The sequence below is a fragment of the Pseudomonas sp. S3E17 genome, assembly GCF_024168685.1.
GTDB classification, from domain to species: Bacteria; Pseudomonadota; Gammaproteobacteria; order Pseudomonadales; family Pseudomonadaceae; genus Aquipseudomonas; species Aquipseudomonas marginalis.
In genome coordinates this window covers 4,229,271-4,244,061 of the sequence record NZ_JALJWE010000001.1, presented here as the reverse complement: position 1 = coordinate 4,244,061, position 14,791 = coordinate 4,229,271, and the positions used below count along the sequence as shown (strand labels likewise).

At 61.9% G+C, this 14,791-nt stretch carries 10 protein-coding genes; 2 read left to right on the top strand and 8 right to left on the bottom strand.

Translation table 11 applies throughout. From position 1 onward, the window contains the following. Positions 1-174: 174 nt before the first annotated feature. From J3D60_RS19115 to betI, 5 genes are all read right to left on the bottom strand, one after another. A complete protein-coding gene (locus J3D60_RS19115; protein ID WP_253492425.1) occupies positions 175-1,491 on the bottom strand; it encodes a TldD/PmbA family protein in 1,317 nt (438 codons plus the stop codon). Next, entirely contained in the window at positions 1,491-2,933 is a 1,443-nt protein-coding gene (locus tag J3D60_RS19110) for a TldD/PmbA family protein (protein ID WP_253492424.1), read from the bottom strand. The genes J3D60_RS19115 and J3D60_RS19110 overlap by 1 nt, the downstream gene beginning before the upstream one ends. 206 nt (positions 2,934-3,139) lie before the next feature. Then, the gene (betA, locus tag J3D60_RS19105; protein ID WP_027606022.1) at positions 3,140-4,843 is read right to left on the bottom strand and encodes a choline dehydrogenase; all 1,704 of its coding nucleotides are present in this window, start codon (positions 4,841-4,843) and stop codon (positions 3,140-3,142) included. A gap of 96 nt (positions 4,844-4,939) precedes the next feature. After that, the gene (gene betB, locus J3D60_RS19100; RefSeq protein ID WP_253492423.1) at positions 4,940-6,412 is read right to left on the bottom strand and encodes a betaine-aldehyde dehydrogenase; all 1,473 of its coding nucleotides are present in this window, start codon (positions 6,410-6,412) and stop codon (positions 4,940-4,942) included. A gap of 110 nt (positions 6,413-6,522) precedes the next feature. Continuing rightward, positions 6,523-7,116, bottom strand: coding sequence for a transcriptional regulator BetI (gene betI, locus J3D60_RS19095; protein ID WP_053128113.1), 594 nt, complete (start codon positions 7,114-7,116; stop codon positions 6,523-6,525). Between the two features lie 390 nt (positions 7,117-7,506). Here betI and J3D60_RS19090 point away from each other — a divergent pair, with 390 nt between their 5' ends. Further along, positions 7,507-9,441: a BCCT family transporter gene (locus J3D60_RS19090; RefSeq protein WP_253494022.1), complete on the top strand. Its 1,935-nt coding sequence runs from the start codon at positions 7,507-7,509 to the stop codon at positions 9,439-9,441. Between the two features lie 153 nt (positions 9,442-9,594). Here the strand turns inward: J3D60_RS19090 and choV are convergent, their stop codons facing one another. The 3 genes from choV to J3D60_RS19075 form a co-directional block, all read right to left on the bottom strand. Beyond that, positions 9,595-10,773, bottom strand: a complete 1,179-nt coding sequence (gene choV / locus J3D60_RS19085; protein WP_115485618.1) for a choline ABC transporter ATP-binding protein — start codon at positions 10,771-10,773, stop codon at positions 9,595-9,597. Further along, complete coding sequence (gene choW, locus J3D60_RS19080) at positions 10,770-11,615, bottom strand: choline ABC transporter permease subunit (RefSeq protein WP_016972877.1); 846 nt, start codon at positions 11,613-11,615, stop codon at positions 10,770-10,772. Before choW ends, choV begins: the two co-directional genes overlap by 4 nt. 69 nt (positions 11,616-11,684) lie before the next feature. Further along, entirely contained in the window at positions 11,685-12,632 is a 948-nt protein-coding gene (locus tag J3D60_RS19075) for a choline ABC transporter substrate-binding protein (RefSeq protein WP_065938174.1), read from the bottom strand. Between the two features lie 415 nt (positions 12,633-13,047). On the opposite strand from J3D60_RS19075, the gene J3D60_RS19070 reads away from it, so the two are divergent. Beyond that, positions 13,048-14,424, top strand: a complete 1,377-nt coding sequence (locus J3D60_RS19070) for an L-serine ammonia-lyase (protein ID WP_065938175.1) — start codon at positions 13,048-13,050, stop codon at positions 14,422-14,424. Positions 14,425-14,791: the final 367 nt, after the last annotated feature.

Sequence of the window (14,791 nt, the reverse complement as noted above, 5' to 3'; positions counted from 1 at the left end):
AGGTGGCGGGGTGCCACTAACCGTTATAACGAGGTTTTTCGCAGGCGACAACAGGCTGCCCGTGCAGACTGGGAGGAAGAGAATTTACAGTAGGAAGGGCTGAAACCGGGATGTCTGAAATCAGCACAGGACAAGGTGGGAGAGGGCAAGCCCGCTCCCACAGGGGGGGTGTATCTACAGGGTCAGGGTCAGGCGTTTAACCAGGGCACCCGGTAGCAGGTTGGACGCGGTATTGCGCTGGCCGTAGGTGCTGGCCGACAGCAGCAGTTCCCGCTCGGCGGTCAGCGCTTCCAGTTGCGAACCGAGCAACTGGTAGACACTGTCATCAAAACGCATGGTGCTGACCGGCGCCTTGATCTTGCCGTCTTCCACCCAGAACGTGGCGAAGCGCGTCATGCCGGTCAGGCGTGCGGCGGGCAGGTCGGAGTAATTCAGGTACCACAGGTTGCTGATGTAGAGCCCGGTGCCCAGTTGCTTGAGGATATCGGCCTGGGCCAGGGTGCCCGCCGCAATCTGCAAGGCGCTCGGTGACTCATCGCCGCTGGCGCCGTTGGCGCTGAGGCCATATTCGGCAGCGCTGCGCGAGTTCACCAGCTGGCCGTCGGCCTTGCCGGCGTTGATCAGCGTGACGTCACTGCGCGGGTAGCCTTCGCTGGAGAACGCCTGGCTCAGGGACTCGGTGATGTGTTCTTTCACCGTCACCAGCGGGCTCAAGGACTGCTCGCCGGCATACAGCCGTTGCAACGAGCTGCCTTTGCTGGCGATGGCCTGGGCGGAAAAACCACCCCAGGTGATGATGCTGATGATTTCTTCCAGCGCCGCCGGCGCGAGGTAGGCGCGGTATTGTCCGGGCGCCAACGGGTGCAGCGGGCGGCCAAGGAATTCCAGCTGTTCACGCGCCAACTGGAAGCGCCGGGCGAACTCGGCGCTGTCCCAGGCGTCGCCGGCGTAGCTGGCTTTTACCGCCTCGCCATTGGCATGGAACAGGCTGAAATCGAAGTTGAAGCTATTGGCCTGATGCCAGCCAAACGCGCCGTCCGAACTCGCGAAGCCCCGGCTGATCGGGCCGGCGGCATAGAAGCCGACCAGGTCGACGCCATCGGCGGCCTGGCTGATTTCTTCCAGCACCTGGGCCAGGTCGGGCAGGGGGCGGGCCTGTTCGTTGTGGCTTTGCCAGGCGTTGTGGTTGAGCAACAGGTACGGGTCATGGGGCAGCAGCGGCAGGGTTTCGCGCAATTGGCGCAGGCCGTCGGCGAGGCGCTGGCGATCCAGCTCGGGCTCGCCGGCCAGGGTGATGCCGAGGTCGGCATGGCGGCCATCGCTGATCAGCTTGAGGTTGAGGCTGGCCTGCTGCACGTGCCCGGCCTGACGCACCTTGGCGTGGTTGAAGCGCACGAACTCCGACGATTCTGCCGCATAGCCCAGGTGGAATTGTTCCTTGTCGGTGATGGCCTGCTTGAGCCACTGCACCAATGCCTTGAAGGTGTTCATCAGGCATCTCCCCCAAATACGTCAACGTTGCTGAACACACAGGCCGGCGACGCATGGCCGACGCGGATCACCTGGTTAGGCTCGCCCTTGCCGCAGTTCGGCGTGCCCAGCACCTTGAAGGTACTGGCGTCGCCCACGGCGCTGAGGTTGCGCCAGAACTGCGCGGAAATCGCCCGGTAGTTGGGGTTCTTTACCACGCCCTTGAGCTCGCCGTTTTCAATCAACTGGCCCCACTCGCAGCCGAACTGGAACTTGTTGCGTGCATCGTCGATGGACCACGAACGGTTGGTCGACATCAGGATGCCGTTTTCGATGCCGCCAATCAGTTGCGCCAGGCTCTTATCGCCGGCTTCGATATTCAGGTTCGCCATGCGGTCGATCGGCGCGCGGTTCCAGCTGCTGGCGCGGCTGTTGGCCACGCCGCCCATGCCCGAGCGGAACTGCGACAACGCCCCACCCAGGGGCTTGAGCAGCAGCCCTTCGCGGATCAGGAATTGCTTGCTGGCCGCGGTGCCGTCGTCGTCATGGCCGTAGCTGGCCAGTTGCTCGGGAATGTCCGGGTCGAACGTCACGTTCAACAGCTTGGAGCCGTATTGCAGCTGGCCGAAGTCACTGGCCTTCACAAAACTGGTGCCGGCGTAATTGCGCTCGTCGCCGAGGATACGGTCGAGTTCCAGGGGGTGGCCGATGGACTCGTGGATCTGCAGGATCATCTGGTCGGGCATCAGCAGCAGGTCGCGCGGGCCCTGGGGCGTGTTGGGCGCCAGCAGCAGTTGCAGGGCTTCGTCGGCAATGCGCGGCGCGGCGCCCACCAGGCCGAAGCGGCTGATCACGTCAAACCCGCCTTGCTGGCCGAAGTTGCTGCCGCCGAGGGTGCGCGACTGGCTGTCGTTGCCGTCGTAGGCGGTGACGTTGACGCCGGGGAACACAAACCGCTGGGCCTGGCGCAGTTCGGCGCCGGCACTGTTGAGGTAGATCTGCTCGACATGGGTCAGGCCGAGGCTGACTTCCCAGTTCACCAGGCGCTCGTCCTGGGGCACCGCAGAGGACTCATCGCCGAGCAGTTGGTAGCAGTCGCTCAAGGACGGGAAGGCGTGCTCGAGGTGCGGCGACAGGTAGTCGGCGACATCGCTGGACACCGGTTGGTCGCGCAGGTCGAGCAGGGCGTGAGGTTTTATCAGGCGGGCTTGCTGTTCGGCGCGCTCGAGGGCGGCTTGCAGGCCAGGCAGGGAAATATCGTGGGTCGCGGCGTAGGTTTCCACACCGTTCAAACGCACGGTGAGCATGGCGCCTTCGTCGTGGTTCAGGTGCGGCGGTTCGGCGACGTTCTTGCGCACCGACAGGTACTGGCCGGACTCGCGCACGTAACGCAGGGAGAAAAATTCGGCGGTGGTGCGCAGGGCACTGAAATGCTTTTTGAGTGTGGTGTGGTGGTCGAACATGGGGCCTTCCTTGTGGGCGGCTCAGCGCGGGCAGGCACACAGAGTAGGCCTGGGCTGGGGAGCGATCAAGGAGAGGTGATTCTTTGTAGCGAGTGCCCCTGTGGCGAGCGGGCTTGCCCCGTGTTGGGCTGCGCAGCGGCCCCCAAAATCTTGGGAGCGCTGCGCACTCCAGCGCGGGGCAAGCCCGCTCACCACAGGGTTTGGCGTTATTGCGCCAATGGCCCCACTTCACGCAACGGCTTGCCACGCACCGGCGCGTCGCCGGCCACGTAGTAGTCGGCAGTGCTGCGCGGCAGCGGCTGGCGGCCACGGATCTTGTCGGCGATTTTCTCGGCGATCATGATCGTCGGCGCGTTCAGGTTGCCGGTGGTGATGATCGGCATGATCGACGCATCGACTACGCGCAGGCCCTGCATGCCATGCACGCGGCCTTCGCCATCGACCACGGCCATCTCGTCGTCGCCCATCTTGCATGAGCAGGACGGGTGGAACGCGGTCTCGGCGTGCTCGCGGATGAACTTGTCCAACTGCTCATCGGTTTGCACCTCGATGCCCGGGCTGATTTCGCGGCCACGGTACGGGTCCAGTGCCGGCTGCTGCATGATTTCACGGGTCAGGCGGATGCCGTCGCGGAATTCCTGCCAGTCCTGCTCGGTGGCCATGTAGTTGAAGAGGATGCTCGGGTAGTCCCGTGGGTTCTTCGACTTCAGTTGCACGCGGCCACGGCTCGGCGAGCGCATGGAGCCCATGTGCGCCTGGAAGCCGTGCTCTTTGACACCGTTGCTGCCGTTGTAGTTAATCGCGACCGGCAGGAAGTGGTACTGGATGTTCGGCCATTCGAATTCTTCACGGGTACGGATAAAACCGCCCGCTTCGAACTGGTTGCTGGCGCCGATGCCGGTGCCGTTGAACAGCCACTCGGCACCGATGGCCGGCTGGTTGTACCAGAGCAGCGACGGGTACAGCGACACCGGCTGGGTGCACGCATATTGCAGGTACAACTCAAGGTGGTCCTGCAGGTTTTCGCCGACGCCGGGCAGATCGTGGACCACCGGGATGTCGAGGCTTTCCAGCAGCTTGGCCGGGCCCACGCCGGAGCGTTGCAGCAGCTGCGGCGAAGCGATTGCGCCGCTGCACACCAGTACTTCTTTACGCGCACGGGCTTCCACGCGCTCTTCGGCGGCACCGATCAGGTAACGCACACCCACGGCACGCTTGCCTTCGAACAACACCTTGTCGGTGAGGGCGTGGGTGACGATGGTCAGTGTGGAGCGCTTCTTGGCTATGTCCAGGTAACCGCGTGCGGTGCTGGCGCGACGGCCGTTAGGCGTGACGGTGCGGTCCATCGGGCCGAAGCCTTCCTGCTGGTAGCCGTTCAAGTCTTCGGTGCGCGGGTAACCGGCCTGCACGCCCGCTTCAACCATGGCGTGGAACAGCGGGTTGTTGCCGGCTTTAGGCGTGGTCACGCTGACCGGGCCATCGCCGCCGTGCCAGTCGTTCGGGCCGATGTCGCGGGTTTCGGCCTTGCGGAAATACGGCAGGCAGTCGAGGTAGCTCCAGTCTTCCAGGCCTGGCAGCTTCGACCAGTTGTCGTAGTCCATGGCGTTGCCACGGATGTAGCACATGCCGTTGATCAGCGAAGAGCCACCCAGGCCCTTGCCACGCCCGCATTCCATCCGGCGGCCGTCCATGTGCGGCTCCGGATCGGTTTCGTAGGCCCAGTTGTAGCGCCGGCCTTGCAGTGGGAAGGCCAGGGCGGCGGGCATCTGGGTACGGAAGTCGAGGCGGTAGTCGGGGCCGCCGGCTTCCAGCAGCAGGACGGTGACGCCTTCGTCTTCGGTCAGACGGGTCGCCAGGGTGTTACCGGCGGAGCCGGCACCCACAATGATGTAGTCGTATTCTTGGGACATAAATGCACCCTCTTTGAAGTGTGGTCAGGTCGGACCTCATCGGGGCGGTGCGACAAGCCCCGATGGCGGCCTCAAAGGCACTACAGAACCCGGGTCTTAGAACACCGAGGCGTAGTCGCCCAGCTCAACCTGTACCGATTTGATGCGGGTGAAGTTGTTCAGCGAGCTGATGCCGTTTTCACGGCCCACACCGGATTGCTTGTAGCCACCCACCGGCATCTTCGCGTCGGATTCGCCCCAGGCGTTGATCCAGCAGATGCCCGCTTCCAGCTGGTGAATCACGCGGTGGGCGCGGTTCAGGTCCTTGGTCACAAGGCCCGCAGCCAGGCCGAAGTCGGTGTCGTTGGCGCGGCGGATCACTTCTTCTTCGGTTTCATAGGTGAGGATGCTCATCACCGGGCCGAAGATTTCTTCACGGACGATGGTCATCTCGTCGGTGCAGTCGGTGAACACGGTCGGGGCCACAAAGGCGCCTTTGGCCAGGTCGCCGTCGGTCAGGCGGTCGCCGCCGCACAGCACGCGGGCGCCTTCTTCCTTGCCTTTCGCGATGTAGCCCAGCACGCTTTCCATGTGGGCGAAGCTGACCAGCGGACCGAAGTTGGTGTTGGCGTCCTGCGGGTCGCCAACGCGGATGCGCGCAACACGCTCAACGATCTTGGCTTCGAATGCCGCTTGCAGGTGCTTGGGCACGAACACGCGGGTGCCGTTGGTGCAGACCTGGCCGGAGCTGTAGAAGTTGGCCATCATCGCGATGTCGGCCGCACGATCCAGGTCGGCGTCTTCGAACACGATCAGCGGCGACTTGCCGCCCAGTTCCATAGTCACTTCCTTGAGCGACGAGCTCGAAGCGCTGGCCATGACTTTCTTGCCGGTGTCGGTGCCGCCGGTGAACGAGACTTTCTCGATGCGCGGGTGCTCGGTCAGCCAGGTGCCGACTTCACGGCCGCTGCCGGTCAAGACGTTGAACACGCCGGCTGGAACGCCGGCTTCGGTGTAGATCTCGGCCAGTTTCAGGGTGGTCAGCGAGGTGACTTCGCTTGGTTTGAAGATCATCGCGTTGCCGGCGGCCAGGGCCGGTGCGGATTTCCACAGGGCGATCTGGATCGGGTAGTTCCACGCGCCGATACCGGCGACCACGCCCAGGGGCTCGCGGCGGGTGTAGACGAACGAGGTGTCGCGCAGTGGGATCTGCTCGCCCTCGATGGCCGGTACCAGGCCGGCGTAGTATTCCAGCACGTCGGCGCCGGTGACGATGTCGACGTACTGGGTTTCGGAGAAGGCTTTACCGGTGTCCAGGGTTTCCAGGGCGGCCAGTTCGTCGTTGCGCTCGCGCAGGATGTCGACGGCACGACGCAGGATGCGCGAACGCTCCATGGCGGTCATGGCGGCCCAGATTTTCTGGCCTTTTTCCGCGCTGACCACGGCACGTTCAACGTCGTCGAACGTGGCGCGTTGCACTTGGGCGAGAACTTCACCGTTAGCCGGGTTGATGGCTTCGAAGGTGGCATCGCTGCCAGCGTCGCTGTAGCCGCCGTCAATGTAGAGTTTTTGCAGGTCGAAACGGGCCATAAAGTCCTCGCAAGTGCATAAGTGGTTGGCGTTACCCGCCGCACAGTGGGCCATGAGGGTGTGGCAGCACTGGGTGGCGGACGTTCAGGGGTTGAGCGTTTATAAGGGCTCTAACTCACCTGCTTGGCCAATTGGAAATCCATGTATTCGTAAGCGATCCGTTGCGCCTGCGCCGTGTCGAAAGCGTCTCCCGACAGGGCGCCGCGCAACCACAAACCGTCGATCAGGGCCGCCAGGCCTCTGGCTGCTTTGCGTGCGTGCGGCAGCGGCAGCACTCGGCGGAACTGGCAGCACAGGTTGGAATACAGACGTTGATCGTTGATCCGCTGCAACCTGTGCAATGACGGGTGATGCATGCTGGTGGCCCAGAAGGCCAGCCAGGTTTTCATTGCCGGGCCATTGACCTGGCTGGCGTCGAAGTTGCCCTCGATGATCACCCGAAGGTGCGCCCGTGGGCTGTCGTCCTTCAGCGCAAGCCTGCGTTCGTGGACGTTCTCGATCAGCACGTTCATCAGGTAGCGCATCGTCGCGGCGATCAGGCCGTTCTTGTCCTGAAAGTAGTGACTGATGATGCCGTTCGAGACCCCGGCCAAACGGGCGATCAGCGCAATGCTGGCATCTCCCATTCCGACCTGGTCGATGGCCGTCAACGTGGCTTCGATCAACTGTTGGCGGCGTATGGGTTGCATACCGACCTTGGGCATGTAGCACCTCTCCTTAGGCCTGCCGACGGGCGATGAACGTTCGTCGACTTGAAGGCCAGTCTATTTTGTTTTGATTGAACGTTCAATCAACAAAGAATAAGCTCTGCGACAAATGGTCGCTGCCTACAGGTATTTCCTACGTGAGGGCCGCGACATCCGGCACCTGCAAAAACCTTTGAAACAGGCGGTATCAAGGCCTGCCCACTGCCTCGTGGGGCTCAAGGATTTTCGGGGTGTCTTTATAACACCCGTCCGTCGACTGCCGAAAAATCGATAGGTCGGGATAACCGCTGCCTTGTGTTTCTCTCTCGCACTGCCCGGAGCATCTGCGCCATGAGTTCTGCCTCTCTTATAAAGACCCCGCCGGAAAAGGTACGGGTCAACGGTTGGGTGTTCTACACCTCCACCGCGCTGATTCTGTTGTTGACCGCCATTCTGATCATCGCCCCGCAGGAGGCCGGGCGCATGCTCGGCGTAGCCCAGGCCTGGCTTTCCAAAAGCTTCGGCTGGTACTACATGGTGGTCATCGCCGCTTACCTGGTGTTTGTGGTCGGCCTGGCGTTTTCGTCCTATGGCAAGTTGAAACTGGGCAGCAAGGACGACACCCCGGACTTCAGCTACGGCGCCTGGGCCGGCATGCTGTTCTCGTCGGGTATCGGCATCTCGCTGCTGTACTTCGGTGCCTCCGAGCCGCTGGATCACTACTTCAACCCGCCCGAAGGCGCGGCCGCCAGCAACAGCGCGGCACGCCAGGCGTTGCAGTTGACCTTTTTGCACTGGGGCCTGCATGGCTGGGCGATCTATGCGCTGGTCGGCCTGGCGGTGGCGTACTTCGCCTACCGGCATAACCAGCCGCTGGCCTTGCGTTCGGCGTTGTACCCGCTGGTGGGTGAGCGTTGGGTGAAGGGCGCGGCCGGTCACGCGGTGGACGGTTTCGGCATGTTCGTGACCCTGCTGGGCCTGGTGACCAACCTGGGCATCGGTTCGATGCAGGTGTCGTCCGGCCTGGAAAACCTGTTCGGCATGGCGCACAGCAACACCAACCTGCTGATCGTGATCATTGTGATGAGCACCGTGGCGACCATCGCCGCCGTGTCGGGCGTGGAGAACGGCATTCGCCGCCTGTCCAACCTCAATATCGTGCTGTTCAGCGGCTTGCTGATCTTCGTGCTGCTGTTCGGCCCGACCCTGCACCTGCTCAACGGCCTGGTGCAGAACACCGGCGACTACCTCAACGGCATCGTGCTGAAAACCTTCGACCTCTATGTGTACGAAGGCGATGGTGACAAGACCGAACGCTGGATGGGCCTGTGGACCCTGTTCTACTGGGCCTGGTGGATTTCCTGGGCACCGTTCGTGGGCATGTTCATCGCGCGGATTTCCCGTGGCCGCACGGTGCGTGAACTGGTGGCCGGCGTGTTGCTGATTCCCCTGGGCTTTACCCTGGCGTGGCTGTCGATCTTCGGTAACTCGGCGCTGGACCTGGTGCTCAACCATGGTGCGGTGGAGTTGGGCAAGACGGCGCTGGAACAACCGTCCATGGCTATCTACCAGTTGCTGGAGCATTACCCGGCGTCGAAAATCGTCATCGGCGTGTCGATCTTCGTGGGCTTTGTGCTGTTCCTGACCCCGGCGGATTCCGGTGCGGTGATGATGGCCAACCTTTCCTGCAAAGGCGGCAATGTGGATGAAGACGCACCGCACTGGCTGCGCATCTTCTGGTCGGCGGTGATCACCCTGGTGACCATCGGCCTGCTGTTTGCCGGCAACTTCGAAGCCATGCAAACCATGGTGGTGCTGGCGGGGCTGCCGTTCTCGGTGGTGCTGATTTTCTTTATGTTCGGTTTGCACAAGGCGATGCGCCAGGACGTGGCGATCGAACAGGAGCAGGCGCAACTGGCTGAACGCGGGCGTCGTGGCTTCAGCGAGCGTTTGACGGCACTCGACCTGCAACCGAGCCAGGGCACTGTGCAGCGCTTTATGGACAAGCACGTCACGCCGGCGCTGGAAGAAGCGGCGACTGCGTTGCGTGAACAAGGTTTGGAAGTGCAGACGCTGCTGGGTAAATCCAAGCGCTGCATCGGTGTGCGCATCGAGATGGAAGAGGGCAACCCCTTCGTTTATGAAGTGAGCCTGGATGCTTACTCGTCGGCACCGAACGACCTGCCCGAAGAAGAACGCACCCGCTATTACCGGGCCGAGGTGTACCTGCACAACGGGCCTCAGGAATACGACCTGATGGGCTTCGCCCAGGAACAGATCACCCGGGACGTGCTCGATCAGTTTGAAAGCCATCGGCAGCTCCTTGGCCGTGTCTATAGCTGATAGTTGAGCCTGGTGGTGCTTTAAATGTGGGAGGGGGCTTGCCCCCGATTGCAGTGTGTCAGTCAGTCCATCTGTTACTGATCTACCGCTATCGGGGGCAAGCCCCCTCCCACATGTTTGACCCAGTTTCTCCAATGGCGTTTGCGGTGTTTGCTAGCCCAGGTTTTTGCCCAGCAGGGCGTGGTAGAGCTCACTGTCGCCGAGGATCCCCACCACCTGGTTGTTGTCATGCAACACCAGCTTGTTCCCCGTCTGGTAGCGAATCTGCAGCGCATCACGCATGCCGATATTCGAATCCACCAGTGTCGGGACTCGACCCAGGCCTTCCACCGGTTGCCCCGGTGCCCAGTTCTGCAGGTTCATCACCACGCCATTCTGGCGGGCGCCCTGGATGGTGTTGCCTTCGGCCAGGTCCAGCCACGAATCGCCGCCCGGGTCGAGGCACACCGAGCCGTTGACGCGTTTGCAGTTGTCCAGTGTGCGCATCAGGCTGCGGCCGCACAGTACGTTCAGCGGGTTGGTATGGGCGACGAAGGTGCGCACATAGTCGTCCGCCGGGTTCAGCACGATCTCTTCCGGCACGCTGTACTGGATGATCTTGCCGTCTTTCATGATCGCGATGCGGCTGCCCAGCTTGAGCGCCTCGTCGAGGTCGTGGCTGACGAACACGATGGTCTTGCTCAGCTTGCTTTGCAGTTCCAGCAACTCGTCCTGCAGGCCCTGGCGGATCAGCGGGTCGAGGGCGGAGAAGGGCTCGTCCATCAGCAGGATGTCGGCGTCCATCGCCAACGCGCGCGCCAGGCCGACGCGTTGTTGCATGCCGCCGGACAGCTCATCGGGCTTCTTGTTGCGCCATTGGGTCAGGCCCACCAGCTCGAGTTTGTCGTCCACCAGCTTGCGCCGTTCTTTTTCCGGGCGGCCCTGCATTTCCAGACCAAAGCTGATGTTCTCGCGCACCGTCAGCCAAGGCATCAGGGCGAACTTCTGGAACACCATGGCGATGCGCTTGGTGCGCATCATTTTCAGCTCGGCGGGGCTGCAGGAGGCGATGTCGATCTGGCGACCTTCATGCTCGACGAACAGCTGGCCACGGCTGACGGTGTTGAGGCCGTTGATGCAGCGCAGCAGGCTCGACTTGCCGGAGCCCGACAGGCCCATCAGCACGCAGATCTCGCCTTTTTCCACATCCAGGCTGGCCTTTTCAACGCCGACAATCTGCCCGGTCTTTTTCAGGATTTCGTTACGGCTCATGCCCTGGTCCAGCAGCTTGAGCGCTTCGCGTGGGTCTTTGGAGAAGATCACGTCGACATTGTCGAATCGGATAATGCTCATGCATCACCCCCTACTTTGGCGTCGGGTTGTTTGCAGATGCGGTCGAGCATGATGGCCAGCAGCACAATCGCCAGGCCGGCTTCGAAGCCCAGGGCGATATCGGCGGTGTTCAGCGCGTTGACCACTGGCTTGCCGAGGCCGTCGGCGCCCACCAGGGCGGCGATCACCACCATCGACAACGACAGCATGATGCATTGGGTAATACCGGCAGCGATGCTCGGCATGGCGTGGGGCAGTTCAATGCGCGAGAGCAACTGACGGCGCGAGCAGCCAAAGGCCTTGCCGGCGTCCATCAACTCTTGCGGTACATCACGGATACCCAGGTAGGTCAGGCGGATCGGCGCGGCAATCGCGAACACCACCGTGGAAATCAACCCAGGCACCACACCCAGCCCGAAGAGGGTCAGGGTAGGGATGAGGTAGACGAAGGTCGGTACGGTCTGCATCAGATCGAGCACCGGCCGCATCATGGTGTAGAACAGCGGTTTGTGCGCGGCAACAATGCCCAGCGGCACACCGATGACCACGCAGACCAGGGTGGCGAACAGCACCTGCGCGAGGGTCTCCATGGTTTCCTGCCAGTACCCCAGGTTGAGGATCAGCAGGAAGGAGGCGATGACAAAAACAGTCAGTCCCCATTTACGTTGAATAAAGTGAGCCAGCAGCGCAATCAGACCGATCAATGCCAGCGGATTGAACCAGGTCAGCGCGAACGTCACGCCGTGGATCATCGTTTCCAGTGTCGATGCGATTGCGTCGAAGTAGTTGGCGCCGTGTTGGGTCAACCATTCGACGAAGGCAGCGATGTACTGGCCTAGTGGGATTTTCTGTTCAGTCAGCATGGTAGTGAATGTCCACATGCGAAGAGGGAAAACATCCCGGGGCAGCGCACCGCCCCGGGGTCAGCGGGATTACTTGGCGAGATACGCTTTGACGGCCTCCAGGCCTGGTTTGCCATCGACGGTGGTGACCCCGGCGAGCCAGGTGTCGAGGACTTGCGGGTTCTTTTTCAGCCAGGCCTTGGCGGCGGCATCGGGCTTCATCTTGTCGTCCAGGACGTTGCCCATCAGGGTGCTTTCCATGTTCAAGGTGAACACCAGGTTCTTCAGCAACTGACCCACGTTGCTGCATTCCTCGGTATAGCCCTTGCGGGTGTTGGTGTAGATGGTGGCCTGGCCGTAGTTGGGGCCGAACGAATCGTCACCCCCGGTCAGGTACTTCATCTTGAAGCGGGTGTTCATCGGGTGCGGTTCCCAGCCGAGGAACACGATGGCCTGGTCACGCTTGGTGGCGCGCTCCACCTGGGAAAGCATCCCGGCTTCGCTGGATTCGACCACTTTGAAACCGGCGGTCTTGAGGCCGAAGGCGTCTTTGTCGATCAGCGTCTGGATGGTGCGGTTGCCGTCGTTGCCCGGCTCGATGCCGTAGATCTTGCCGCCCAGCTCATCCTTGAATTTGGCGATATCGGCGAAGTCTTTCAGGCCCTTGTTGTACAGCGCCTCGGGTACCGCCAGGGTGTACTTGGCGTTTTCCAGGTTGGCGCGCACGGTTTCCACGGTGCCGGCATCACGGTACTGCTTGATGTCGTTTTCCATGGTCGGCATCCAGTTGCCGAGGAACACGTCCATGTTCTTGCCGTCGGCCAGGGACTTGTAGGTCACAGGAACGGAAATCATCGTGGTCTTGGTCTTGTAGCCCAGGCCCTTGAGGATTTCGCTGGTGGTCGCGGTCGTGACGGTGATGTCGGTCCAGCCGACATCGGAGAAGTTGACGGTCTTGCACTGTTCCGGTTCTGCGGCGTGCGCCATGACTGGCAGACTCAGCATGGCGGCCAACAACAACGAGGGTGAACCTTTCATCTGGGTAGACTCCTGTGTTTTTTCTGGCGGCATTCGCCGCGCTTTATAAGTGTTGCGGTTGGAGCGTGCGGCGACAGCTCTGCCACGGTGCCTTGCAAACGAGTCGAGACTGATCATGTACCAGTGAAAATCTGACGCCTACAGGGGGCGTCGTATCCAGTACAGGGAGGGTCGTATCCAGTGTCGGTGACGTCGCTTACAGGTTTTTCCCAAGGTAAAACCGCTGTTTTTGCCCATCTGCACCGCTAAAAACGGCTGAAACGGGCGATCGCACGGGAGCGACGCTGGTGAGCATGGGTGCGTCGGTGTGAGACGCCGTGAGCGACAGCAAAAGCTTGATGATGCCGCCATCTGGGCGATCTGAGCGTAGCACCTCGTTCAAGCCTGGCCGTGCTTATCGAGGAGTTCTACCGCAATGGCTATCAGTGTTTTCGACCTGTTCAAGATCGGCATCGGGCCTTCCAGTTCTCACACCGTCGGCCCCATGCGCGCCGCAGCGTTGTTCGTCCAGGGGTTACGTGAACGTGAACTGTTGGAACAAGTCAGGCGTGTCGAAGTTCAGCTGTACGGTTCGCTGTCCGCCACCGGCATCGGCCACGGCAGCGACACCGCTACCATCATGGGGCTGATGGGCGAGTGGCCGGATGCGATCGATCCGTCGCAGATCGGCGTGCGCATCCACACCCTGCGCGAAACCGACACATTGCTGCTCGACGGGCGTTTGCCCGTGCCGTTCGTGTGGGCCCGGGACATGCGCCTGCTCGACGAAAACCTGCCGTTCCACCCCAACGCCATGACCCTGGTGGTGTTTGGTGATGACGGCGAGCTGCACCGCGACACCTACTACTCAGTGGGCGGTGGTTTCGTGGTGGATGAAGCCCAGGCGCAGAGCGGTGTGGCGGACATGGACCGCACCGAGTTGCCCTATGATTTCTCCAGCGCGGTGGAGTTGTTGCAGCTGTGCAAGACCCACAACCTGCGCGTTGCCGAGTTGATGCTGGCCAATGAAAAAGTCTGGCGCTCCGAAGACGAAATCCGCAGTGGCCTGATGAAACTCTGGCGCGCCATGCAGGCGTGCGTGGAGGAGGGCCTCAAGCACGAAGGCATCTTGCCCGGCGGCCTCAATGTGCGCCGTCGTGCCGCCAAGTTGCACCGCAGCCTGCAGGAGTTGAACAAGCCCAATGTGATCGGCTCGACCTTGAGTGCGATGGAGTGGGTCAACCTGTTCGCCCTGGCGGTGAACGAAGAAAACGCCGCCGGTGGACGCATGGTCACGGCGCCCACCAACGGTGCGGCGGGGATCATTCCGGCGGTGCTGCACTACTTCATGAAGTTCAGCGACGAAGTCACCGAAGCCAACGTGGTCGACTACCTGCTCAGTGCGGCGGCGGTGGGGATCCTGTGCAAGAAGAACGCCTCGATCTCCGGGGCCGAAGTCGGTTGCCAGGGCGAAGTGGGTTCGGCCTGCGCCATGGCCGCTGCCGGGCTGGCAGAGATCCTCGGCGCAACCCCGGAGCAACTGTGCAACGCCGCCGAAATCGGCCTGGAGCACAACCTCGGCCTGACCTGCGACCCGGTGGGCGGGCTGGTGCAAGTGCCATGCATCGAGCGCAATGCGATTGCCGCGGTGAAGGCGATCAACGCGGCGCAGATGGCCCTGCGCGGTGATGGCCAGCACTTTATCTCCCTGGACCGCGTGATCCGCACCATGCGCGATACCGGGGCGGATATGCATGACAAGTACAAGGAGACGTCCCGGGGCGGGTTGGCGGTCAGTGCGGTGGAGTGCTGATTAGCTTGTTGTGATGAACAGGGCCTTTGTGGTGAGCGGGCTTGCCCCGCGCTGGGTAAAGGCACCACATAGTTTCAGATAAAACCCGGTCGCCTGATTTTGGGGCGGCTTCGCCACCCAGCGCGGGGCGAGCCCGCTCACTACAAGTGAACACTCCAACCAAAATCGCCACCTTTTAGCGCGTCGCAAACAGATAAGTAGCTTCCAAACGATTTTCCCCTCGACCACCCGTCACCTGTGCGTGCGGTGACAGACTTTTCCTACGCGCTGAAAGCGCCTTCCCACAAGTGATACCGAACTGCTCACACCCCTTGAGCAGGGCGGCTGTCACTCCATTTTCGGCCATATCCCGCACTTACCGCGCGGG